Source organism: Bradyrhizobium sp. STM 3557 (assembly GCF_045571465.1).
In the GTDB taxonomy this organism is placed as follows: Bacteria; Pseudomonadota; Alphaproteobacteria; order Rhizobiales; family Xanthobacteraceae; genus Bradyrhizobium.
The window spans coordinates 3,315,671-3,337,870 of sequence record NZ_CP120697.1 but is presented as its reverse complement, the minus strand read 5'-3'; the positions used below and the strand labels follow the sequence as shown (position 1 = coordinate 3,337,870).

The 22,200-nt window shown below is 63.1% G+C and carries 16 protein-coding genes and 2 pseudogenes; 14 read left to right on the top strand and 4 right to left on the bottom strand.

What is annotated here, in order from left to right; translation table 11 throughout:
* The first annotated feature begins 67 nt into the window (after positions 1–67).
* A complete protein-coding gene (oxc, locus tag P6U24_RS15005; RefSeq protein ID WP_407159859.1) occupies positions 68–1,798 on the top strand; it encodes an oxalyl-CoA decarboxylase in 1,731 nt (576 codons plus the stop codon).
* A gap of 67 nt (positions 1,799–1,865) precedes the next feature.
* Positions 1,866–3,143: a formyl-CoA transferase gene (gene frc, locus P6U24_RS15000; RefSeq protein ID WP_407159858.1), complete on the top strand. Its 1,278-nt coding sequence runs from the start codon at positions 1,866–1,868 to the stop codon at positions 3,141–3,143.
* A gap of 314 nt (positions 3,144–3,457) precedes the next feature.
* Here frc and P6U24_RS14995 read toward each other — a convergent pair whose 3' ends face one another.
* Positions 3,458–5,248 (bottom strand): adenylate/guanylate cyclase domain-containing protein, encoded by a 1,791-nt coding sequence (locus P6U24_RS14995; protein ID WP_407159857.1) that lies wholly within the window; start codon positions 5,246–5,248, stop codon positions 3,458–3,460.
* A 266-nt stretch (positions 5,249–5,514) separates the two neighbouring features.
* Positions 5,515–6,102, bottom strand: a complete 588-nt coding sequence (locus tag P6U24_RS14990) for a hypothetical protein (RefSeq protein ID WP_407159856.1) — start codon at positions 6,100–6,102, stop codon at positions 5,515–5,517.
* Between the two features lie 406 nt (positions 6,103–6,508).
* Here P6U24_RS14990 and P6U24_RS14985 point away from each other — a divergent pair.
* Both P6U24_RS14985 and P6U24_RS14980 read left to right on the top strand, forming a co-directional pair.
* Positions 6,509–6,667 (top strand): annotated as a pseudogene (locus P6U24_RS14985) (CoA transferase); the annotation flags it as partial.
* Between the two features lie 262 nt (positions 6,668–6,929).
* Positions 6,930–7,849: pseudogene (locus P6U24_RS14980) on the top strand (NADP-dependent oxidoreductase).
* A 290-nt stretch (positions 7,850–8,139) separates the two neighbouring features.
* On the opposite strand, the gene P6U24_RS14975 reads toward P6U24_RS14980, so the two are convergent.
* Positions 8,140–8,541 carry a RidA family protein gene (locus P6U24_RS14975; RefSeq protein ID WP_407159855.1) on the bottom strand — a complete coding sequence of 134 codons (402 nt, stop codon included), beginning with the start codon at positions 8,539–8,541 and terminating at the stop codon, positions 8,140–8,142.
* 391 nt (positions 8,542–8,932) lie between these two features.
* Here P6U24_RS14975 and P6U24_RS14970 point away from each other — a divergent pair, with 391 nt between their 5' ends.
* From P6U24_RS14970 to oxlT (P6U24_RS14955), 4 genes are all read left to right on the top strand, one after another.
* Positions 8,933–11,725 (top strand): ATP-binding protein, encoded by a 2,793-nt coding sequence (locus P6U24_RS14970; RefSeq protein WP_407159854.1) that lies wholly within the window; start codon positions 8,933–8,935, stop codon positions 11,723–11,725.
* A 328-nt stretch (positions 11,726–12,053) separates the two neighbouring features.
* Entirely contained in the window at positions 12,054–12,191 is a 138-nt protein-coding gene (locus P6U24_RS14965) for a hypothetical protein (protein WP_407159853.1), read from the top strand.
* 277 nt (positions 12,192–12,468) lie between these two features.
* Positions 12,469–13,770, top strand: coding sequence for an oxalate/formate MFS antiporter (gene oxlT, locus P6U24_RS14960; protein WP_407159852.1), 1,302 nt, complete (start codon positions 12,469–12,471; stop codon positions 13,768–13,770).
* Between the two features lie 269 nt (positions 13,771–14,039).
* Entirely contained in the window at positions 14,040–15,347 is a 1,308-nt protein-coding gene (gene oxlT / locus P6U24_RS14955) for an oxalate/formate MFS antiporter (RefSeq protein ID WP_407159851.1), read from the top strand.
* Positions 15,348–15,503: 156 nt separating this feature from the next.
* Here the strand turns inward: oxlT (P6U24_RS14955) and P6U24_RS14950 are convergent, their stop codons facing one another.
* Positions 15,504–15,854 (bottom strand): MerR family transcriptional regulator, encoded by a 351-nt coding sequence (locus P6U24_RS14950; RefSeq protein WP_407159850.1) that lies wholly within the window; start codon positions 15,852–15,854, stop codon positions 15,504–15,506.
* An 81-nt stretch (positions 15,855–15,935) separates the two neighbouring features.
* Here P6U24_RS14950 and P6U24_RS14945 point away from each other — a divergent pair, with 81 nt between their 5' ends.
* From P6U24_RS14945 to P6U24_RS14920, 6 genes are all read left to right on the top strand, one after another.
* The gene (locus P6U24_RS14945) at positions 15,936–16,946 is read left to right on the top strand and encodes an NAD(P)-dependent alcohol dehydrogenase (RefSeq protein WP_407159849.1); all 1,011 of its coding nucleotides are present in this window, start codon (positions 15,936–15,938) and stop codon (positions 16,944–16,946) included.
* A gap of 250 nt (positions 16,947–17,196) precedes the next feature.
* Positions 17,197–17,613 carry a CBS domain-containing protein gene (locus P6U24_RS14940; RefSeq protein WP_407159848.1) on the top strand — a complete coding sequence of 139 codons (417 nt, stop codon included), beginning with the start codon at positions 17,197–17,199 and terminating at the stop codon, positions 17,611–17,613.
* A gap of 102 nt (positions 17,614–17,715) precedes the next feature.
* On the top strand, positions 17,716–18,729 hold the full coding sequence (locus tag P6U24_RS14935; RefSeq protein WP_407160468.1) for a 2-dehydropantoate 2-reductase: 1,014 nt from the start codon (positions 17,716–17,718) through the stop codon (positions 18,727–18,729).
* A 5-nt stretch (positions 18,730–18,734) separates the two neighbouring features.
* Entirely contained in the window at positions 18,735–19,517 is a 783-nt protein-coding gene (locus P6U24_RS14930) for a fumarylacetoacetate hydrolase family protein (RefSeq protein WP_407160467.1), read from the top strand.
* A 157-nt stretch (positions 19,518–19,674) separates the two neighbouring features.
* Positions 19,675–20,643: a zinc-binding dehydrogenase gene (locus P6U24_RS14925; protein WP_407159847.1), complete on the top strand. Its 969-nt coding sequence runs from the start codon at positions 19,675–19,677 to the stop codon at positions 20,641–20,643.
* A gap of 113 nt (positions 20,644–20,756) precedes the next feature.
* Complete coding sequence (locus P6U24_RS14920) at positions 20,757–22,145, top strand: cation diffusion facilitator family transporter (protein WP_407159846.1); 1,389 nt, start codon at positions 20,757–20,759, stop codon at positions 22,143–22,145.
* Positions 22,146–22,200 lie beyond the last annotated feature (55 nt).

The following is a 22,200-nucleotide window of genomic DNA, read 5'->3' as shown; positions in this document are numbered from 1 at the left end:
GGTCGAAAGGGTTCACAACGGAAGACGCTGTCGGCGCCTTCAAAAGACGACCAGGGAGATGAGGCGCATGGCGCAGACTGCGATCAAGACCGAGGCACCGGACACCCACGAGGAGCTGACCGACGGCTTTCATCTCGTCATCGACGCGCTCAAGCTGAACGGCATCGAGACCATCTACAACGTCCCGGGCATTCCGATCACCGATCTCGGCCGCATGATGCAGGCCGAGGGCCTGCGCGTACTGTCCTTCCGTCACGAGCAGAATGCAGGCTATGCCGCCGCGATCGCCGGCTTCCTGACCAAGAAGCCCGGCATCTGTCTCACCGTCTCGGCGCCTGGCTTCCTCAACGGCCTCACCGCGCTCGCGCACGCCACCACCAACTGCTTCCCGATGATCCTGATCTCCGGCTCCTCCGAGCGCGAGATCGTCGACCTGCAGCAGGGCGACTATGAGGAGATGGATCAGCTCGCGATCGCCAAGCCGCTCTGCAAGGCCGCCTTCCGCGTGCTGCACGCCCAGGACATCGGCATCGGCCTTGCCCGCGCCATCCGCGCCGCCGTCTCGGGCCGTCCGGGCGGCGTCTATCTCGATTTCCCCGCAAAACTGTTCGGCCAGGTGATGAACGCCCAGGCGGGCGCGGCCTCGCTGGTCAAGGTGATCGATCCGGCGCCCGCGCAGATCCCTGCCCCGTCGGCAGTCAAGCGCGCGCTCGATGTCCTGAAGGGCGCAAAACGCCCGCTGATCATTCTCGGCAAGGGCGCGGCATACGCGCAGGCCGATGAAGCGATCAAGACCTTCGTCGAGAAGAGCGGCGTGCCGTTCCTGCCGATGAGCATGGCCAAAGGTCTGTTGCCCGACCTGCATCCGCAATGTGCGGGCGCTGCGCGCTCGACCGTGCTGAAGGAATCCGACGTCGTCCTCCTGATCGGCGCGCGGCTGAACTGGCTGCTCTCGCATGGCAAGGGCAAGACCTGGGGCGATGCGCCTAAGAAGTTCATCCAGGTCGATATCGAGCCGAAGGAGATGGATTCGAATGTCGAGATCGCGGCCCCCGTCGTCGGCGACATCGGCTCGGTCGTGACTGCGTTCACTGAGGCCATGGGTGCCGATTGGCCGAAACCTCCGGCCGAGTGGACCGCTTCGGTGCAGAAGAAGCGCGAGGACAACGTCGCCAAGATGGCGCCGCGGCTGATGAACAACAACTCGCCGATGGACTATCACGGCGCGCTCGGCGTGCTGCGCACCATCATCAAGGAGCGGCCCGACGCCATCCTGGTGAACGAAGGCGCCAACACGCTCGACCTCGCCCGCGGCGTGATCGACATGTACAAGCCGCGCAAGCGCCTCGACGTCGGCACCTGGGGCGTGATGGGCATCGGCATGGGCACGGCGATTGCCGCGGCGATCGAGACCGGCAAGCCGGTGCTTGCGGTCGAGGGCGACAGCGCGTTTGGCTTTAGCGGCATGGAGGTCGAGACCATCTGCCGCTACAACCTGCCGGTCTGCATCGTCATCTTCAACAATGACGGCATCTATCGCGGCACCGACGTCAATGCGGGCGGCAACGATCCGGCGACCACCGTGTTCGTCAAGGGCGCGCGCTACGACAAGATGATGGAAGCCTTCGGCGGCGTCGGCGTCAACGCGACCTCGCCGGATGAATTGAAGCGCGCGGTCAACGCCGCGATGGATTCGGGCAAGCCCACCCTGATCAACGCGGTAATCGATCCGGCCGCAGGCTCCGAGAGCGGCCGCATCGGCAACCTCAATCCGCAGAGCGTGCTGAAGAAGAAGTAAGGCCACCCCGCCGACCATTTAACGCCCGCTAGTCGCGGGATGACCATTCAGTGACGGAGAGAAACATATGACCAAGGCGCTCGAGGGCGTTCGCATTCTCGATTTCACCCACGTCCAATCCGGCCCGACCTGCACGCAGTTGCTGGCCTGGTTCGGCGCCGACGTGATCAAGGTTGAGCGTCCCGGCGTGGGCGACATTACCCGCGGTCAGTTGCAGGACATCCCGAACGTGGACAGCCTGTATTTCACCATGCTGAACCACAACAAGCGCTCGATCACGCTCGACACCAAGAACCCGAAGGGCAAGGAAGTTCTGACCGAGCTGATCAAGAAGTGCGACGTGCTGGTCGAGAATTTCGGCCCCGGCGTGCTCGATCGCATGGGCTTCCCCTGGGAGAAGATCCAGGCCATCAACCCCAAGATGATCGTCGCCTCGATCAAGGGTTTTGGCCCTGGCCCGTACGAGGACTGCAAGGTCTATGAGAACGTCGCCCAGTGCACCGGCGGCGCTGCCTCCACCACCGGCTTCCGCGACGGCCTGCCACTGGTGACCGGCGCCCAGATCGGCGATAGCGGCACCGGCCTGCATCTCGCGCTCGGCATCGTCACCGCGCTCTATCACCGCACCCATAGCGGCAAGGGTCAGCGTGTCACCGCCGCGATGCAGGACGGGGTCCTGAACCTCTGCCGCGTGAAACTGCGCGACCAGCAGCGCCTCGCCCATGGCCCGCTGAAAGAGTACAGCCAGTTCGGTGAAGGCATCCCGTTCGGTGACAGCGTGCCGCGCGCTGGCAACGATTCCGGCGGTGGCCAGCCGGGCCGCATCCTCAAGTGCAAGGGCTGGGAGACCGATCCCAACGCCTACATCTACTTCATCACCCAGGCCCCGGTCTGGGAGAAGATCTGCGACGTGATCGGCGAGCCCACCTGGAAGACCGATCCGAACTACGCCAAGCCCCCGGCCCGGCTGCCGCGCCTCAACGAGATCTTCGCGCGCATCGAGCAGTGGACCATGAGCAAGACCAAGTTCGAAGCGATGGAGATCCTCAACGAGTTCGACATCCCCTGCGGCCCGATCCTGTCGATGAAGGAGCTCGCCGAGGACCAGTCCCTGCGCAAGACCGGCACCGTGGTCGAGGTCGACCATCCGACCCGCGGCAAGTACCTCTCGGTCGGCAACCCGATCAAGCTCTCGGACAGCCCTGCCGATGTGAAGCGCTCGCCGCTCTTGGGCGAGCACACCGACGAGATCCTACGCGAGGTGCTCGGCTTCAGCGACCATCAGGTCGCCGAGATCCACGATTCCGGCGCCCTCGATCCGCCGCGCAAGGAGGCCGCGGAGTAAGACCTCCGGCTCCAGGTGCGGTCGCCCGGCCACCGCTTCCGCTCGAGACCACGACGACCAAGCCGCCGGAGCTTCCGGCGGCCTTTTAGTGATACGGAGCTTCGGTCCCGCCGATCGCAGAGCAGGAGATTGATTGAACCCCTGTCGCAAACGGAGGTTCGCCGGCCGGGGCTGAACGCCATTTCTCGCGCCGTTTTCGATTAGCATCGGAGACACCGACGAACTCCGGCGATCATCCGAATGTCCGCTTTGTGGGGGCAGAGCGGAAATTGGGTGTAAGACGGCGCAACCAACTCATGACCCGAAGGGCGACGTCACTGCTCCGGCACCCCAGCCAAGCTCAGCCCCTCATAGAGGTGCGCGCGTCCGGCGAGATACACCGGGTTGTCGCTTGGCAGATGGGAGCGCACGCGGCGTATGGAGAAACTTGGATTGAGGGCAAGTGCTGCCCCCGCCGCGCGCTTAGCTCCCTCGATCGCACCCATCTTCGCCAACGCAGCGGCCAGCCAAAAGTGCGCGAGCGGATGATTTCGATTGGCCTCAATGCTCCGGCGTAAGCAAACGACCGCCTCTCCGTATGCGCCGAGGTGAAACTTGGCCATTCCGACGATCATCAGCCAAATATAAGAGCGGGTATCGCGAGGAGACAAACGAAGAGCCTCCTGCACATCGGCTTCGGTCTCCCCCGCCCGGCCAATGTACACCTTGGCGAGACCGATCCAAGCGTGAGCATGGGCCAAATTGCGATCCAATGCCAGGGCCCGTTCGCATTCAGCAATACCCTCAGGCACGCGGTTTGTAAGAACTTGGACGACGCCCAATCGCAAGTGCGCCAACGCATGCTGAGGAGCCAGCGACAGCACCTCATTTATGGTCGCCTCAGCCATCGCGAGGAGAGGAGCTGGCTCATCCGTTAACAATGCGGCGACCGCTGCCTCATCCAGACCTGCACGGCCGACCAGCGCGTCGATGCAGCCCGGGTCTAACACCAAGGCGCCTTCGAAAAAGCTGCGCGCCTGCGTCAGGTGCTCCGGGGTAGTCCCTCTGTTCGCGACAGCGACGCCCTGAAAATAAAGATCCATCGCGTCTGGATCTACGGAGCGTCGGGCTCGTCGCGCCTCTGCCGCAATCAGCTCAGCATCTAGGGCACCAGCCAGCCGAGCGACGATCTCGTCCTGCATATCGAACAGATCAGCAAGAGGTTTATCGAACCGTTCGGCCCAAATGTGACTGCCACTTTCACTATCGACAAGCTGAGCGTTCACACGGAGCCGATTGCCACTTCGCTGGACAGATCCTTCAAGCACGTAGCGCACGTTCAATTCGCGGCCAATTCTCGTTAAGTCGATCGTTACACCCTTGTACGTGAATGCGGTGTGCCGGCCGATTACAAATGCACCAGATATGCGCGACAGATCGGTGGTCAGCGCCTCTGTGACGCCGTCCACGAAATACTCTTGCTCCGGACCGCCACCGAGATTGGCAAAGGGCAACACAACAATGGAGAGACGAGGCGGAGAGGACGACGGCGGAGGTGGCCGCCGTGTCCGCGACGACGTGCTCTGATCGCCCCAGATTAAAGCATAGGCCCGCACGGCGCGATCAATGTTCTTGAGAGTTCGCTCGCCCAGATCAATGAACTCGACCGCGGCCTTGCCGCAGACATAGTCATACGCAGAAGAGGAAATGCAAATGCCGCCGGGTTGCGCCAAACTCTCAAGCCGCGCTGCGATGTTGACGCCATCTCCAAAGATATCGTGGGGCTCAACAATGACGTCACTAATGTTGATACCAACCCGGAAAGCAATGCGCAGTTCTTCAACTTCATTGGCGGTCAGCTCCTCGACGCGGCTCTGGAACTGCACCGCAGCTCGAACCGCTTCGACGGCGCTCGGAAATTCCGCTAGGAACCCGTCGCCAGTATTCTTGACGATTCGGCCGCTGTGTTCTGTGATCGCTGGATCAACAGCCTCCGCTAAAAGAGCTGTCAGTTTGGTGTGTGTCGCTTCTTCGTCACGATGCATGAGCCTCGAATAGCCAGCCACATCGGCGGCCAATATCGCCGACAACCTGCGCTCGACCCGTCCTAGCCGCTCCTGCGCCATGGCTCGCGATCCACTTTGGATCCCATTGTACGACGGATTAGACGAGATGCCCACACAGACCGATGTCTGCTGGTCACCCTAAAGGCAGTATTTGCCGATCGCCCGTTCATGTCCGCTCTCAAGGGCAACCCGGACCCGCATGCCGGAAGTGCTAAACCGCCGCTTGGACCAGAGCAGACCGGAGGGCCGCATTCACCTGTTTCGGCCTTCAACGTTGCGCAGTCAGCCGCCGTGCCGCCGGTCTCTGGCACGGCGGAGCTCACGCGTTACCGCGCGCTGCCCGTAGTGAGTTCCTGCGAGTGCACAGGGATCATAAGGTGCTCGTTGGGCTTCCCAGGGAACATGACGAAGGGCTGCGTCGGATCTTTGACATCCACATCGCGGGGATATGGACTGAGCATGTCGTGTGCAGCGCCGCCGACGATCATCACGTGCGGCCCTGTCTGGACCCAATGCTGGTGCGTGTGCCTTTCCGCAGAATCATGATTGCTCGTGCCGGTGTCACCGGCCAGCATGAAAATGAAGCCAATCTTGTTCGGCGGGGTTTGATTGGCCTGCAGAGCTTTGCGCCATTCCATGGCGTTCTGGTCATCGCATTCGGGCGTTCCGTCCTTGCCGATAAAGCAGGTGAAACCGTTCGATCCGGTTTGGACGGCCTTGGAAGAGCCATCCGGCTGCGGCATGGTGATGGTCGCGTTGTTCACGACCGACGCAGGGGCGGCAGTCTTCACCTTGGCGATGTACTCCGGTTCGGCCTTCGGGATTTCCTCGTTTGGAAGAGCTGATGCCGACGTGATGAGTGCTGCCGAAGCTATGCAGTACCCAACCGACGCGAGAGCGTAGAGCCTGTTCATGGCTTACCTCCTTTAGTGGGCGACCGGCATCCAATGCTACCCCAAAACCGAGTGGGTACATCCTCCAAGGACATCTCATGCGGCCATCTGCGGCAAGGTGTCGCGACGCCAAACGGAAGAACGAACTACCACTGAGCTACCGCGCCGGTCCGATCACTATGAATACCTTCCTGTGCGTGACCAAGGAGCGACATGCCGATCGGCAGAGCCGCAGATCCTAGCATGGCTGCTTCAAACGCGAAGCCGGACAAGCCCGCCAGTAGAATAATCAGCGAGGTTCGCACTTCTCTCATCCGAAAGACCCGCGGGCAGTTGGAGTGCGCCGATGACGACGGCAGAACGCAACTCTGCCAGAACCAACTAACGGCCGCTATTGGCCCCGAAGCGGACATCCTGCAACGCGACGAAGCTCGCCGAGGACCAGTCGCTGCGCAAGATCGGCACCGTGGTCGAGGTCGACCATCCGACCCGCGGCAAGTATCTCTCGGTCGGCAACCCGATCAAGCTGTCGGACAGCCCCGCCGACGTGAAGCGCTCGCCGCTCTTGGGCGAGCACACCGACGAGCGTAATCCCGAGCGAGCCGGCCGTTCTCGATGCCCCTCTCGGATCGACGAATAAATCTGGGCAGCCAGCGGAGTCCTTCTGGCCCGATCGAGTTGGACGGGAAGGATAGCCATCGCGCGATGGTACAGCCCAAATCGGCAATCTTGGTACTGTTTTATGACCAGGCGCAACGCATCTGTTCGCTAACACCAGCGACCGGAGCGAGCCCTATCTATCAGGCTTAGTAGGAGTCCCGGTCAGAATGACCGAGGAGAAAATTATCATGAAGGCAATCGTTGTGACGGACCGGGCGGCGGGAATGGCCGGGATGAAGCTGGCGGAGCGGCCCGAGCCGCAGGCAGCGATCAACGACGTCGTCGTTCAGGTTCATGCGTCGGGATTTGTCCCAACTGAGCTGGAATGGCCCTCGACCTGGACCGATCGCCTGGACCGTGACCGAACACCGTCGATCCTCGGCCACGAGCTGGCCGGAGTGGTCACTGCTCTCGGCTACGGCACCACGGGGTTGTCAGTGGGACAGCGAGTGTTCGGCCTCGCCGACTGGTATCGCGACGGCACCCTGGCGGAACATGTAGCCATGGAAGCACGCAATCTCGCGCCGCTGCCGGGCGACGTCGACTTCACGGTGGGCGCGAGTCTGCCGATCTCGGGTCTCACCGCGTGGCAAGGACTGTTCCAGCACGGCCGCCTTCAGGCGCGGGGCAGAGCGTACTCGTGCATGGCGCGGCCGGCGCCGTCGGTTCGATGGTGACGCAGCTCGCACGAGAGTTCGGCGCCCACGTCATCGGCACCGGACGCGCCGCCGACCGTCAGACGGTTCTCGACTTCGGCGCGAAGGAGTTCGTCGACCTCGACAACGACCCCCTGGAAGACATCGGCGGAGTCGATCTGGTCCTCGATGGCATCGGCGGCGACATCGGGAAGCGGTCCGCAGGCCTGATTCGAGCGGGAGGAACGCTGGTGTCCATCGTCGGACCGGCCGAGGCACGGCCTGCCGATGGCCTCGCGGTCGACTTCGTCGTCGAGGCCGATCGTGCCCAACTGAGCGAGATCGTCCAACGGGTGCGGGACGGACGACTGCGGACGAACATCGGCAACGTCTCGACCCTCGACGATGCTGTCGCCGCCTTAAACCCGACCGAGCGACGCAAGGGGAAGACGATCATCCGCATTCGTCACTGAGCGACGAGTTCGAGGCGATGGAGATCCTCAACGAGTTCGACATCCCCTGCGGCCCAATTCAGCGACCATCAGGTCGCCGAGATCCACCATTGCGGTACCCTCGCTCCGCCGCGCAAGGAGGCGGCGGAGTAAGCGACGGCGTTCGTCATTCCGGGACAGCTTCGTAGCCCGGGTGAGCGCAGCGATACCCGGGACACCGCGAGCACTTGTCCCGGATCTCGCTACGCTCATCCGGGCTACATGGAACTGGAAAGCGCAGCCTGACACACTGGCGGCATGAGCGCTGCGTCTCAGTCGACGACAGCAACGGCCTCGATCTCGACGAGCCACCCCGGCAGTGCGAGTGCGGAGACGCCGACAAGGGTGCTCGCTGGCGGCGTCCTGTTCGCGAAGAAGGGTGCCCGTGCTTTGCCGATGACGGCTCGGTGTTCCGGTTTGTAATTCACGACGTATGTCGTGATTTTTGCGATGTCGTCGTAGCTCGCACCGGCGGCGGCGAGGGCCAGACCGACATTACGCATCGCCTGTGTTGCCTGCGCAGCGAGATCATCGGCACCGACGATCGCGCCGCGCTCATCGATCGAGACCTGCCCCGCCGTGTAGACTGTGCGCGTTCCTGAGGCAACGACCACCTGCGAGAATCCTGAGTTGTACAGAAGCCCTTCTGGGCGGGGATGTTCGAGTGTGCTCATGTCTTGGGCTCCTCAGGCGTGGTCATGGCGTTGAGCGTACAGCGCGAGGGTCTCTCGGGTGGGGCGGCGGGGTGCATCATGGCGTTCACAAATGTCAATACGTGGCCTTGACGCTCACGGAAGAGGCAAGCACGCCTGTAATCGTCGTTAGTTCTCGTTCCCATTTTTCATCGAGAGTATCCGCTTGATGGACGCAGCGGACTAGCTTGTATGTTGGGTACTTCATTTTTGCGCGAAGGCCGATTCAACATCGGCGTGGCATCGCATTTCGGAAACGAGCTCCGGCGGATCGCCCGTCGGCCTTCTATCCTTATAGCGCCGAATGTGAAAGCGTTGCACGACACCGATCCGCCAACTAGAACTGAAGGAACTCCTGAAACAGGACGTTGATTTGGTCCCCTGCGAACAAGACATTTTTGAGTCCGGCGAGTGGGAGCTCGATCTGTCGGCGCGTGAGCTGCGCGCCAATGGTGTCACCGTTCCGATCGGAAGCCGCGCGTTCGAGATCATCGAGACGCTGGTGCGGTCAGCCGGCCAGCTCGTGACCAAGGACGAGCTCGTAAGGCGCACGTGGCCTGGCGCCGCGATCGTTGAGGACGCCACGCTCCGGGTTCATATCTCGGCCATCCGCAAAGCGCTTGGCGCAGATCGGAGGATGCTGCAAACAGTATCGGGTCGCGGCTATCGCCTGCTCGGCAACTGGACAATCCGGCAGGACCGCGCGCCCGCGAAGCCTCAGCACGCGACAGCGGCACCAACTTCGTTTCGGACCAATGTGACGGTTGCGGCAAGCGCGCTCGTCGGTCGAGAACCGGCGGTGAAACATCTGTGCAATCTCGTGTCCGCCTACCGCGCGGTGACGCTGACGGGCCCCGGCGGGATCGGGAAGACCGTCTTGGCATCCGAGGTGGCGCGAAGGCTCTTTCCGACGATCGCCGGCGATGTCTTTTTCGTCGAACTGGTCTCACTGTCAGATCCCGCCCTGGTGGCGTCCACGGCGGCGAGCGTGCTCGGGCTGCGACTGGGCAGTGACGAGATCTCGCCGGCTTCGGTCGCCCGGGCCATCGGCAAGAGGAAAGTGCTGCTGGTTCTCGATAATTGCGAGCACGTCGTCGATGCTGCGGCGGAGTTGGCCGAGACTCTCGTTCAGCTGTGTCCACATACGACGGTACTGGCGACCAGCCGCGAGGTGCTCCGGATCGAGGGCGAGTTCGTCTACCGCGTCGCCCCGCTGGACGTGCCATCGCAGCATCAGGAGGCATCGAACGATGTTCTCGCATGCAGCGCCGTGCAACTGTTCATCGCAAGAATGCGTCTGGTGCGGGACAATTTCCTGGCTCAGGGCGAAAACCTTCCAGCGATCGGATCGATCGCTCGACGACTGGACGGCATTCCACTCGCGATCGAGTTGGCCGCCGCGCGCGCTGCCACGTTTGGTCTCCCGGAGGTCGCCGCACGTCTTGACGATCGCTTCGCGTTGCTCACAGGCGGTCGGCGTACGGCGTTGCCACGGCATCAGACGCTCCGCGCGACGCTCGATTGGAGCTACAAGCTCCTTCCCGAGACAGAGCGGGTGGTGCTTCATTGCCTCGCCATCTTCGCCGGCCCGTTTTCGTTGCACGCGGCGTGCGCGGTGTCCAGCATGACCGAAGCGGATGTTGTCGACAGCATCGGCAGTCTTGTCGGCAAATCATTGGTTCTGAAAGCCGAGAACTCCGCCGGCACGCAGTTTCGTCTGCTGGAAACAACGCGCGCCTATGCTTTCGACCGGCTCTCCGAGAGCGGCGCCCTCACTGACGTTGCCAGCCGTCACGCCGCGTATTTTCTGAAGCTGCTGGGCCAGGAAGACGCACATTCGATACCGTCCGAGCAACGTCCTGCCGCGCTCCGCCGCCGTGCCGATGAGATTCACGCAGCCCTGGAGTGGGCATTCTCCAGCTCGGGGGACCCGTCGACCGGCGTAGCGCTGACGATCGCGGCTGTTCCCTTGTGGTTCGACCTGTCTCAACAGACGGTCGCTCGCGGTCGCATTGAACAGGCTCTCCGGCATGCAGAGACGGGCGGAGAGCAGGAAATGCGGTTGCGCATCGCTTTGGGTTATTCGCTTTGGTACCTTGGCCCAGGTGCAAACGCGATCGAGCCGAACTTTGCCCGCGCGCTGGAAATCGCCGAACGGATCGGCGCCGCCGCAGTGCAGACCCGTGCATTATGGGGATTATGGGCTGCACGTCGAGGCAGGGAGGATCACCATGCCGCGCTCGACGTCGCGCTGCGCTTCGCGGATGCTGCCCGCAAAGCGGGCGATCTCGGCGCCACCCATCTCGCCGACCGCATCATCGCTCTGACTCATCATCTGCTCGGTCATCAACGGCTCGCGCAGGAATGGACCGAACGCACGCTCCGCCAGCCGCACCGCCTCGACCCGTCAATGGGCATGGGTTATCAGGTCGAAACACCAGTCGCGATGCCGGCTTTGCTGGCCCGCATCCTATGGATTAGGGGATTCCCGGATCAGGCGACGGCGGCAGCGGCGGCGGCGATAACGGCCGCAGACAAGACTGGACACTCGTTCGCCCTCGCCTATGCCCTGGCTTTTGCGGGATTGCCGGTGGCGCTGTGGACCGGCGCGCCCGACGCCAAGCGGCTGCTTGATATGTTCGCCGCTCACGCCACGGGAAATCGAAACCTGGAAGATTGGCGCCTATGCTACGCACGAGCGCTTGAGTTACGGCAGGGCAGCGAGGCTGAGGCGTTGATCGCCTCGTTCATCGAACCACGTGCGGACCCGTCACGGATCGCGCCGTTCGCTCATCTGCCGATCGGGACGAATATCCCTGTGCCCCTGCCAGGCGAGCCGCCGGCCGACTTGCCCTGGAGTGCGCCGGAGCTGCTGCGGGTCGATGCCATGTTGCTGCTTTGGCATCGCGCGCCAGGGGCCGACGTGGCCGCGGAAGCGAAGTTGCTCCGCGCCCTGGAGATCGCCGGCGAGCAATCGGCGCTGTCGTGGGAGCTGCGTGCTGCGATGAGCCTGGCACGATTGTGGCGACGTCAGGGTCGAGCCGTCGAGGCGCGCGATCGGCTGATGGCGACATACGAAAAGTTCACCGAAGGCTTCGGCACCAGCGACCTGATCCAAGCGAGAAGCCTGATCGCGGACTTGGAATCGGACGGGACATCAGCATGACGCAGAAGCCGACCGAGGACGTCGCTCTCCGGCTGCGGCCTGCGATCGGACGTTCACCTGCCGGAACGAGCTTGGGATACGAGCCGATATGGGTTCCGCAACTCTGGCTGATGGAGCGGGGCCTTCGGATCAGGAATGTCGCGCCGCCGGATCATTCGGCAGCTTTTCTTGATTAACAATCAGTTCTCGATTGGAAATTCCAATCGTTGCATTTCTGCTGCATCGCAAAAATTCAATTGCTGCTATGCACTGAAATGGGTTGTGCCTGGTATCTGGTATACGTAAATTGGCCTCAGTCAGCGTCACAGCGCAGAGATTGAGAGAACCGATGTCCAAGACCGCCGCCCTTCCGCTCGTCCCCTCCGCCAGCCTGTTTGCCCGTTTCGTCACGGCCCTCGACCGTGTGCTGATGGCCAGCGCCCGCGCCGCCGTCCGCAATGGCGACCTCCCCTATTTCGGCCTCTAAATACCGCAGCAGCGCCGGAACCTTTGCAACAGCTTCCGGTTTAGCGCCCAGGCTACCTCCCGACTGATGGCTCCGGATCCGTCCGGAGCCATTTTTTTATTTTGCGGTCGCGCTTTTTGCTTTGCGTCACACCCTGCTGCTCTGCACAACCAGAGGAAGCATCACCGCCGGTCTGCGACAAATCAGCACTGCGGCGGGGTGACGCTTGGAGCCTTGGCATAAGGCATACAACAATGTCCCTCACACGCGCCAATCGAGAAGCGCACATGGAGGGACAATGACGGACGTAACACACGCGGGGGCCCCCGCATCAGCGCGCGTCAGCGATGCCTATCGCTGGACACAGCTCGCGATCGGCGTGGCCGCCATGGTGATGATCGCGAATTACCAGTACGGCTGGACATTCTTCGTTCCCGACATCGCCAAGACCTTCGGCTGGGACCGCGCCTCGATCCAGTGGGCCTTCACTCTGTTCGTGCTGTTCGAGACCTGGCTGGTTCCGGTCGAAGGGTGGTTTGTCGACAAGTACGGTCCGCGGATCGTGGTCTTTGTCGGCGGCGTTCTCTGCGCCATCGGATGGATGATCAACGCCGGGGCCACGACACTCAACGGCTACTATCTCGGCATGATCATCGCGGGCCTCGGTGCCGGCGCCGTCTACGGGACCTGCGTCGGCAACGCACTGAAATGGTTTCCCGACAAGCGCGGCTTGGCGGCAGGCATCACCGCGGCCGGCTTCGGAGCCGGGTCGGCTCTGACGGTCGCGCCGATCCAGGCCATGATCCGCGATTCCGGTTTTCAGACGACCTTCCTCTACTTCGGTCTCGGGCAAGGCCTTGTCATCGTGCTGCTCGCCTTCTTCCTGTTTGCACCAAAGCAAGGCCAGGTCCCTGCTGTGGCGCAGAACGCGAACCTCGTGCAGAGCCGCCGCAACTACAATCCGACCGAGGTCATCCGGCAGCCGATCTTCTGGCTGATGTATTTCATGTTCGTGATCGTCGGTGCCGGCGGCCTGATGGTGACGGCGAATCTGAAGCCGATTGCCGGCGACTGGAAGGTCGACAACATCCCGGTGACGCTGATGGGCATGACCATGACCGCCGTGACATTTGCGGCCACCATCGACCGTGTGCTCAACGGCCTCACGCGGCCGTTCTTCGGTTGGATCTCCGACATGATCGGGCGTGAGAATACCATGTTCATCGCGTTCGGCATGGAGGGCATCGGCATCTGGGCGCTCTACATGCTCGGCCACGATCCCGTTTGGTTCGTCATCCTCTCAGGCTTCGTGTTCTTCGCCTGGGGCGAGATCTACTCGCTGTTTCCTTCGACCTGTACTGATACGTTCGGCGCCAAGTTCGCGACCACCAATGCCGGCCTGCTGTACACCGCCAAGGGCACTGCCGCCCTTCTCGTCCCGATCGCCAATTATGTGCAGCAGTCGGCAGGCAATTGGGACAAGGTTTTCTTGATTGCCGCCGGCGCGAACATACTGGCCTCGCTTCTTGCGATTCTCGTTCTGAAGCCTTGGCGAAAAACGGTGGTCGAGAAAGCCGCCGCGCAGGGCGCAACGGGCTGAGGATTCCGCAAAACCACTGATGCAGCTTGGAACGCTCGGCAATTTGCCGAGCGTTTTCTTTCAATTGTGCCGCATGCCGTTGCACGCATAGCGCCGCTTTGTGCTGCGCTGCAAAGCAAGTCATCTCAGCAAAGAAGCAAGTCATCCTTGCGCGCTGGAATATATTATACCAGAATGGTCCGACGCGCGTGATATCCACCGGTCAGTCGATATCCGCCAAGCACCGGAATACCGTAAGAGAACACAAATAGCGCGGTTTGGGAGGATCCATGGTTTCCACTGAAGCGGCCACTCCAGTCCAAGCCAGCGGCTTCCGCTGGCTTCAGCTTGCGATGGGCATCGTCTGCATGGCGATGATCGCGAACCTGCAATACGGCTGGACCCTGTTCGTCGATCCGATCGACGCCAAGTATCACTGGGGCCGCGCGGCCATCCAGCTCGCCTTCTCGATCTTCGTTTTCACCGAGACCTGGCTGGTTCCGGTCGAAGCCTGGTTCGTCGACAAATACGGTCCGCGCCTCGTCATCATGTTCGGCGGCGTCATGATCGCGCTGGCCTGGATCATCAACTCCTATGCCGACTCCCTCACCCTGCTCTACGCCGGCGCTGTCGTCGGCGGCATCGGGGCCGGCTCCGTCTACGGCACCTGCGTCGGTAACGCGCTGAAATGGTTTCCCGACCGGCGCGGCCTTGCTGCGGGCGCGACCGCAGCCGGCTTCGGCGCCGGCGCGGCGATCACCGTGGTGCCGATCGCGAGCATGATCGCGACCAGCGGCTACCAGAACGCGTTCCTGTTCTTCGGTATCGGACAAGGCGTCATCGTGTTCATCCTGGCCCTCTTCCTGCGCCCGCCAACGGCCGCGACGCCGGTGAAAAAGAAGAAGCTGAACCTGCCGCAAACCAAGATCGACTACACCCCGCCGCAGGTGCTGCGCACGCCGATCTTCTGGATCATGTATCTGGTGTTCGTGATGGTCGCTTCCGGCGGCCTGATGACCGCGGCGCAGATCGCCCCGATCGCCCACGACTTCAAGATCGCGAATGAGCCGGTCAGCATCGCCGGTTTCCAGATGGCCGCGCTGATCTTCGCGATCTCGCTCGACCGCATCTTTGACGGTTTCGGCCGGCCGTTCTTCGGCTGGGTCTCCGACACGATCGGCCGCGAATACACGATGTTCATCGCGTTCGGCACCGCCGCTTTGATGCTGCTGACGCTGTCGACCTACGGTCACATCCCGATCGTCTTCGTGCTGTCGACCGCAGTCTATTTCGGCGTGTTCGGCGAGATCTACAGCCTGTTCCCGGCGACCTCGGGCGATACGTTCGGCGTGAAGTATGCCACCACCAACAACGGCATGCTCTACACCGCCAAGGGCACCGCCTCGCTGCTGGTGCCGCTCGCCAGCCTGGTGTCGGCGAAATATGGCTGGCAGGCCGTGTTCGTGATCGGCGTCGCCCTCAATGCAACGGCGGCACTGATGGCGCTGTTCGTGATCAAGCCGCTGCGCCGCGCATTCATTCTCGGCAACGAGGCGACTGCGACTGAAGCTGCGGCACGCGACGCACGCATCGCCTGAACTGCACGCAACAACCGATCTGACAAGGGGCGCACCATGGTGCGCCCCTTTTTGCTATGCGCCGCTGCCTTCTTGGATCTCGCAAGCCTGGAGCAGCCCAATCCGCTGCGCTTCCGGCGGCGTCACCGCGAGTCCCGGCGTGGATGCCAGGCCGGGCTATCGGTTCACGCTCGACAGGAAGCGGGCCAGAATGGTCCGGCTCTGGGTGAGCATCTCGATGCGGTCATCGATCAGACCGACCTGCTGGGCGAGTATTCTTCGCAGGTCGTTGCAGGGCGTAAAATCCGGCCGGGTGTTTCGCACGCATGGCAGCAACTGCCGGATCGTTTCAAGCGTCATCCCGGCCGCGCCGAGCACTTTGATCCTGCGTACGACCTCCTCTTCCGCCGGACCATAGTCGCGATAGCCCGCATCGGTTCGCTGCGGAGAAAGTAATCCCTCCTCTTCGTAGTAACGCAGCATTCGAACGCTGATTCCCGTCCTCCGGGAGAGTTCACCGATTTTCACTGACACCTCTTGACCCTGACAGCGCTGTCAGACCTTACAGACTGTGCTCGTGCAAGTGAACAGCCTTGCAAAGGAGCAACAATGAAAGCCTATCATCTTCATGACGATGCTGGCGTCGGCCGCCTCGTGCGTGCCGATGTCGCCAAGCCCGAACCCGGCAAGAGCGAGGTTCGCATCCGCCTCGAGGCGGCAAGTCTCAACTACCGTGACCTCCTGATCCTCGATGCAGCCGGCCAAGGCGGCCTCAACGGCCGCGTGCCGCTCTGCGACGGCGCAGGGGTCGTCGATGCCGTCGGCTCCGACGTCATGCAATGGCGTGTCGGCGATCGCGTTGCAGCCGCCTACTTCCGCGACTGGGTCTCGGGGCCATTCAAGCGCGGCTATATTCCATCAGCCCTCGGCAGCCGCACGCTGGACGGAGTCCTGACAGAGTACATCGTGCTGCCGGCGACCGCGCTTGTCGCAGTGCCGAAGCATCTCACCTCGGTGGAAGCGGCGACCCTGCCCTGTGCGGCCGTGACGGCCTGGCACGGTCTCGTCACGCGCGGCGGCTTGAGCAAGGGCGACACGCTGCTTGTTCAGGGGACCGGCGGAGTCGCGCTGTTCGGCCTTCAGTTCGCCGCGGCGCTTGGCGCACGCGCGATTGTCATCTCATCCTCGAACGCGAAGCTCGACCGCGCCAAGGCGCTGGGAGCCTCGATCCTCATCAACTACCGCGACACGCCTGACTGGGATGTCGCCATCATGAAAGCCACGGATGGCCAAGGTGCCAGCCATATCCTCGAACTCGGCGGTCCCGGGACCTATGACCGATCGATCCGATCAGTCGCTTCGGGTGGCAAGATCGTTCAGATCGGCGTTTTGACCGGGTTCGGCCCGAAGCCTGATCTGGCGCGCCTTCAATGGGAGAATGCCAACATCATCGGTGTCACAGTCGGATCTGTCGAGCATTTCGCCGCAATGAATCGCTTCCTCGCCGAACACGCGATCCACCCGATCATCGATAGGATCTATGGCTTCGACGAAGTCCCCGAAGCGTATGCCCATCTCCAGTCCGGATCGCATTTTGGCAAGGTCGTCGTGGAGCTGTGAACGTCAAGGCTGGTTTGAAGCTCCATGGCCAATGCGGCGGCAGTTCATGCCGCCGCAGGGAGCGCACCGTCTGTCCTGGCATACCAGGAGACTCAATTCCATTGGACGCCCCGAATGTATCAGACGGTCCGTCAACATTACTGACGTTTTTTCAATAGCTTGTTTTGAAGAAAACATCTCCATCGTCGATTGACAACTGGCATTATGTATACCAAACTTTCATCGTTCCACTCACACAAGGGAGGGTGCAATGAAGGTCGGTGACATCCTGCGCAACAAAACGGCGCGCGTGGTGACGGTGCGGATGAACGAAACCGTCGGCGTGGCCGCGCAATTGATGCGCGCCAGCAATATCAGCGCGCTGGTCGTCAAGGACGTGGTCCGCACAGAAGGCAACACCGCCGTCGGCATGTTCACCGAGCGCGATGTCGTGCGCGCGATCGCCGAGCACGGCGCGGCCGGCGTCACCATGAAGGTCTCGCAGCTGGTCTCGGTGCAGCGCCTCGTCTCCTGCAGCACCTCCGACAGTCTCGAGCACGTCCGCCATCTCATGAACGTGCATCACATCCGCCACCTGCCCGTGATCGACGATTTCGCGCTGATCGGCGTGATCAGCATGCGCGATGTCTCCGCGGCGTTCGACCACGCGACCGCCGCCGCCGCCTGATCTGATTTTCTGAAGAGAACGCGCCTGAGACCGCATCGGCATCAGCCGGTGAGGACGAGCCTTGTCGTGCCCGAATCCCTGTTGAGAGAGCGAGAGACCACGATGAAGATCTGCATCTATGGCGCCGGCGCGATCGGCGGCTATCTCGGCGTCGAGCTTGCGCGTGCTGGCGCCGACGTCAGCCTCGTCGCGCGCGGCGCGCATCTGGCCGCAATGCGCAGCGCCGGATTGAAGCTTCTGATCAATGACGAAGAGCGCGTGGTCACACCGCGCAGCACCGACACCCCGTCCGAGCTTGGCGTGCAGGACGTCGTCATCATCTGCCTGAAGGCGCATTCGGTCACCGGCGTGATCGAGCAGATGCAGCCGCTGCTCGGGCCGCGCACCCGCATCGTCACCGCGGTGAACGGCATCCCCTACTGGTATTTCTACAAGCACGGCGGTGTTCATGAGAACTCGGTGCTGGAGAGCATCGATCCCGGTGGGCGGCAATGGCGCGAGCTTGGCCCCGAGCGCGCGATCGGCTGCATCGTCTACCCGGCCACAGAGATCGTTGCTCCCGGCGTGGTCAAGCACGTCTATGGCAACCAGTTTCCGCTCGGCGAGCCCTCGGGCGAGACGACCTCCGACGTCAAGGCGCTCGCTGCGCTGTTCACCGCGGCCGGCATGAAGGCGCCCGTGCTGGATCGCATCCGCGACGAGATCTGGCTGAAGCTGTGGGGCAATGTCTGCTTCAACCCGATCAGCGCGCTGACCCATGCGACGCTCGACACGATCTGCACCGATCCCGCCACGCGTGCGCTGTCGCGCGCGATCATGCAGGAGGCGAAGACCATCGCGGAGACCTTCGGCGTCAATTTCCGAGTCGACATCGATCGTCGCATCGAGGGTGCACGCAAGGTCGGCGCCCACAAGACCTCGATGCTGCAGGACCTCGAGCGCGGCCGGCCGATGGAGATCGATCCGCTGGTCACCGTGGTCCAGGAGATGGGCCGCATGACCGGCATTCCCACCCCCGCCCTCGATTCGGTGCTGGCCCTGGTCGCGCAGCGCGCCAAGATCGCCGGCCTCTACGAAGACAGCGCGCTGGCGATGTCGGCCAAGGCGGTCGCGTGATGACGATGTCAGAGGTTACGCGCTGGGTTCGCTTCACACGTCGCGGCGAGACCGGTTTCGGCGTGCTCACGCCGGCCGGAATTGCCGTCCACCGCGGCGACATGTTCGGCGCCAATGGGCCGACCGGGCAGATCCTGGCGCGCGCGGATGTCGAGCTGCTGGCGCCGTCGACGCCGAGCAAGATCATCGCGCTGTGGAACAACTTCCATGCGCTCGCCGCCAAGCTCAACGTGCCGGAGCCACCCGAGCCGCTGTATCTCCTGAAGGCGCCGACCAGCGTCGCGGCGCCGGGCGCCTTGATTCGCCGTCCGCCGGCCTATAGCGGCAAGACGGCCTATGAGGGCGAGCTGGGCATTGTCATCGGCAAGACCTGCAGCGCCGTCTCGCCCGCGCAGGCCGATGGCGTGATCTTCGGCTACACCTGCGTCAACGACATCACCGCGAGCGACATCCTCAACCGCGACCCGACCTTCCCGCAATGGGCGCGCTCCAAGGGCATCGACCGCTACGGTCCGTTCGGCCCTGTCATCGCCACCGGCCTCGATCCCAGCCGGCTCGTGGTCCGTACCATCCTGAATGGCGCCGAACGGCAGAATTATCCGATCTCGGACATGATCTTCAGCGCGCAGGAGCTCGTGGCGCACATCTCGCGCGACATGACCCTGCTGCCCGGCGACCTGATCTGCTGCGGCACATCCGTCGGCGTCGGCACCATGAAGGAGCCGGTCAACACTATCACGGTGGCGATCGACGGCATCGGCGAGCTCACCAACGAGTTCCGCCAGTAGGCTGCACGCTCATGGACGCCAGGCGGCCTGGTCCCAGCGCATCGTGCGCGAGGCCTGGACGCTTAGTCGTGACCGGCTTTCCGGCAGGATTGGCGGTGCGAAGCGCGAGGCCGCGGAGTAAGATCCCCTCCTCGCTTCCACCGACAGGACAGTTGCAATGAAGGCCTATGTCTACGGCGCCAATGGCGCTGAGATCGCCGATGTTCCAAAGCCCGCGCCGAAGGGCACCCAGGTGCTGGTGCGCGTCCACGCTTGCGGCCTCAATCGCGCCGATCTCGGCATGACCAAGGGCCATATCCACGGCTCGGCCGGCGGCGTCGGCACCGTGCTCGGCATGGAATGGGCCGGTGAGGTCGCCGAGCTCGGCCCCGACGCCAAGGGCGTCAAGGTCGGCGACAAGGTGATGGGCTCCGGCGCTGCGGCCTTCGCCGAATATACGCTGGCCGATCACGGCCGCCTGTTCCGCAGCCCGTCGAACATGAATTTCGACGAGGCGGCGACGCTGCCGATCGCGCTGACCACGATGCACAATGCTGTCGTCACCAACGGCGCCTTGCAGCCCGGCCAGACCGTGCTGATCCAGGGCGCGAGCTCCGGCGTCGGTCTGATGGCGATGCAGATCGCCAAGCTGAAAGGCGCCTCGCTCGTGGTGGGCTCCTCGACCGACGCAGGCCGGCGTGCGCGATTGAAGGACTACGGCGCCGATCTCGCGATCGATTCCTCCGATCCCAATTGGGTCGATCAGGTGCTGAAAGCGACCGATGGTCAGGGCGTCGACCTCATCGTCGATCAGGTATCGGGCCCGGTCGCGAATCAGAATCTGAAAGCGACCAAGGTCAAGGGCTGCATCGTCAATGTCGGCCGGCTCGGCGGCACCCACGCCGATTTCAATTTCGACCTGCATGCGGCCCGCCGCATCACCTACATCGGCGTCACCTTCCGCACCCGCAGCATCGAAGAGATCCGCGATATCTTCGCGGAGGTCCGCAACGACATCTGGAGCGCCGTCGAGGCGCGCAAGCTGCAATTGCCAATCGATCGCGTCTACTCCTTCGACGAGATCGGACAAGCCTTCGCGCACATGGAAGCCAACAAACATCTCGGCAAGATCGTCGTCACGCTCTGACACCCGCACTTAAGACTTAGTCGCAATCCAATCACGTCGCGCGGCGAGCCGACACTTCGGTTCCGGTCGTCGCGCGCTTTCATGTCGGGGACGACGCTGCTAAATCCCCCGCCATGACCCAGAGCATCACCCATTCCGATCACAGCAAGACGCGCGTCGCGGCGATCTCGATTCTGGCCAGCGCCGCCATGGCGACTGCCAAGCTCGTGGTCGGCGTCGCGATCGGCAGCCTCGCGCTGATCTCCGAGGCGCTGCATAGCGCGGTCGACGTGGTTGCCACCGTGATCACCTGGATGGTGGTGCGCGTCTCCGACAAGCCAGCCGACAACGAGCACCATTACGGCCATGGCAAGCTGGAGAGCCTGTCGGCGCTCGGCGTCATCGCCCTGCTCTACGTGCTGGCTGGCGGCGTGCTGGTCGAATCCTACAGTCGCTTGCGCGATGCAGCTCCCGCGCCGACCCTTTCGGTGATTCCTTTCCTGGTGCTGCTGCTCGACATCGCCGTCAATTTCTGGCGCGCCCGCGCCCTGCACCGCGCCGCGCACGCGACTCACAGCCAGGCTCTGGAGGCCGATGCGCTGCATTTCGCTTCCGACGTGCTCGGCTCGATCGCCGTCATCGTCGGCCTCGGCCTCTCCGCGCTCGGCTTCTGGTGGGGCGACTCGGCCGCGGCGATCGCGGTCGCCATCATGATCGCGGCGCTGGGCCTGCGCCTCGCGCGCTCCACCGTCGAGACACTGCTCGACCGCGCGCCGGAAGGCGCCGCGGAGAAGGCCAGGAGTGCGATCAGGTCGGTGCCCGGCGTCGTCGACATCGAGCGCCTGCGCGTGCGCCTGGTCGGCGCAACGCATTTCGTCGACGCTACCGTGCAGGTGCCGCGCACGTTTCCGATCGACCGTGTCGACGAGATCAAGCGCAAGGCGCAGGCCGCGGTCGGCTCCCGCCTCTCCGGCGCCGATCTCACCTTCACCGCGGTCCCGGTCGCGCTCAACAATGAGAGCGTGCGCGAGCGCATCATGGTGATCGCGCGCAACTCCGGCCTCGCCATCCATCATGTCACTGTGCACGATCTCGGCAGCAAGTTGATCGTCAGCATCGATCTCGAGGTCGCCGGCGACATGAGCCTGGTGGCGGCGCATGAGATCGCGCAGGGCCTGGAGAACAGCATCGCCGACGAATTCGGCGCCGACGTCGAGGTCGACACCCATATCGAGCCGCTGGAGCCGGAGCTGCCGTTCGGCACCGACGCCGCGCCGGACCGCGTCAAGGAGATCACGGCAGAGCTGATGCGCCTGGCTGGCGAGACCGAGGTCCATGACATCCATAATGTGCGGGTGCGCGACACCGAGGCCGGCGAAATCGTTAACTTCCATTGCCGCGCCGCGTCATCGATGAGCGTGCTCAAGGTGCACGACAATGTCGATCACATCGAGCGCGGCCTTCGCCGCGCCTTCCCGGGCGTGAAGCGCGTCATCTCGCACGCAGAACCGCCGCACGCATGAACCTTTAAAGTCACCGTGCGTTCTCGCTTCGGACTCTGTTTGCCCGCTTTTCGCC